Here is a 1,475-nt window from a genome sequence, read left to right on the forward strand (position 1 = left end):
AAATCTTCCGCCAAGGTTTGGTCTGCAATGTTGCTTTCAACCACAGGCGTGTCGTTCACCGCATTCACGGTGACGTTAACCGTCGCTTGGTCGGTCAGTGCACCATCGGTAACGGTGTAAGTGATTTCAGCATCACCATGGAAGTTCTCGGCCGGTGTGAACACCAGTTTGCCGTCAACAATCTCGACTTTACCTTGGTCACTCGGCACAGACGCCGAATCAATGCTTAACGTATCGCCATCAATATCGGTGTCGTTTGGCAGGACATCAATCGTCACTGGCGTGTCTTCGTCAGTAACAGCGGTATCATCTTTTGCCACTGGCGCGTCATTCACTGGCGTCACATCGACGTTCACCGTGGTGGACTCCGATACCCCGCCCGATGTAACGATGTACGTGAAGCTGTCTGTACCGTGGAAGTTGTCGTTTGGCGTGTAAGTCACGCTGCCGTCCGGGTTGACCGAGACCGTTCCGTTCGCTGGTCCATTGTTGGTATCCAGCGACACCACTTTATCGTCGCCTTCGAACGTGTCGTTACCTAAGACCTTGATGATGGTTGCCGTGTCTTCCACAACCGTCGCTTTGTCTGCCACGATGTCCGCCACAGGCGCTACTATGAAGTTCACCGTTTGGCTGACGCTTTCACCGCTTGGATCGGTAGCAGTAAAGGTTAATGCTTCTGAGCCGTTCCAGTCTGCGGTTGGAGTGAACGTAGCAATACCATTGACAATCGCCACTTGAATGTTGCTATTACCAGAGACGCTAAACGTTAACTCACCATCCACATTATCCACATCGCTGAAAGCGGTATTTAGATCGATGCTGTATGGCGTAAAGTCTTCCGCCAAGGCTTGGTCTGCAATGCTGCTTTCAACCACAGGCGCGTCGTTCACCGCATTCACGGTGACGTTGACCGTCGCTTGGTCGGTCAGTGCACCATCGGTGACGGTGTAAGTGATTTCAGCATCGCCATGGAAGTTCTCAGCCGGTGTGAAGACCAGTTTTCCATCAATAATTTCGACTTTACCTTGGTCACTCGGCACAGACGCCGAATCAATGCTTAACGTATCGCCATCAATGTCGGTGTCGTTTGGCAGAACATCAATCGTCACTGGCGTGTCTTCGTCAGTAACAGCGGTATCATCTTTTGCCACTGGCGCGTCATTGACTGGCGTCACATCGACGTTCACCGTGGTGGACTCCGATACCCCACCGGAGGTAACGATGTAGGTGAAGCTGTCTGTTCCGTGATAGTTGTCGTTTGGCGTGTAAGTCACACTGCCGTCAGGGTTGACCGAGACCGTGCCGTTCGCTGGACCGTTATTGGTATCCAGCGACACCACTTTGTCGTCGCCTTCGAACGTGTCGTTACCTAAGACCTTAATGATGGTTGGCATGTCTTCCACAACCGTCGCTTTATCTGCCACGATATCCGCCACTGGCGCTACTGTGAAGTTCACCGTTTGGCTAACGCT

General features: G+C 52.3%; 1 protein-coding gene. It reads right to left on the minus strand.

Translation table 11 applies throughout. From position 1 onward, the window contains the following. Positions 1-1,475: tandem-95 repeat protein (locus R7Q41_RS23965; protein ID WP_318144703.1), on the minus strand; the 1,475-nt coding region annotated here is incomplete at both ends.

This window comes from Vibrio sp. 2096 (assembly GCF_033339595.1).
Lineage (GTDB): Bacteria > Pseudomonadota > Gammaproteobacteria > Enterobacterales > Vibrionaceae > Vibrio > Vibrio alginolyticus.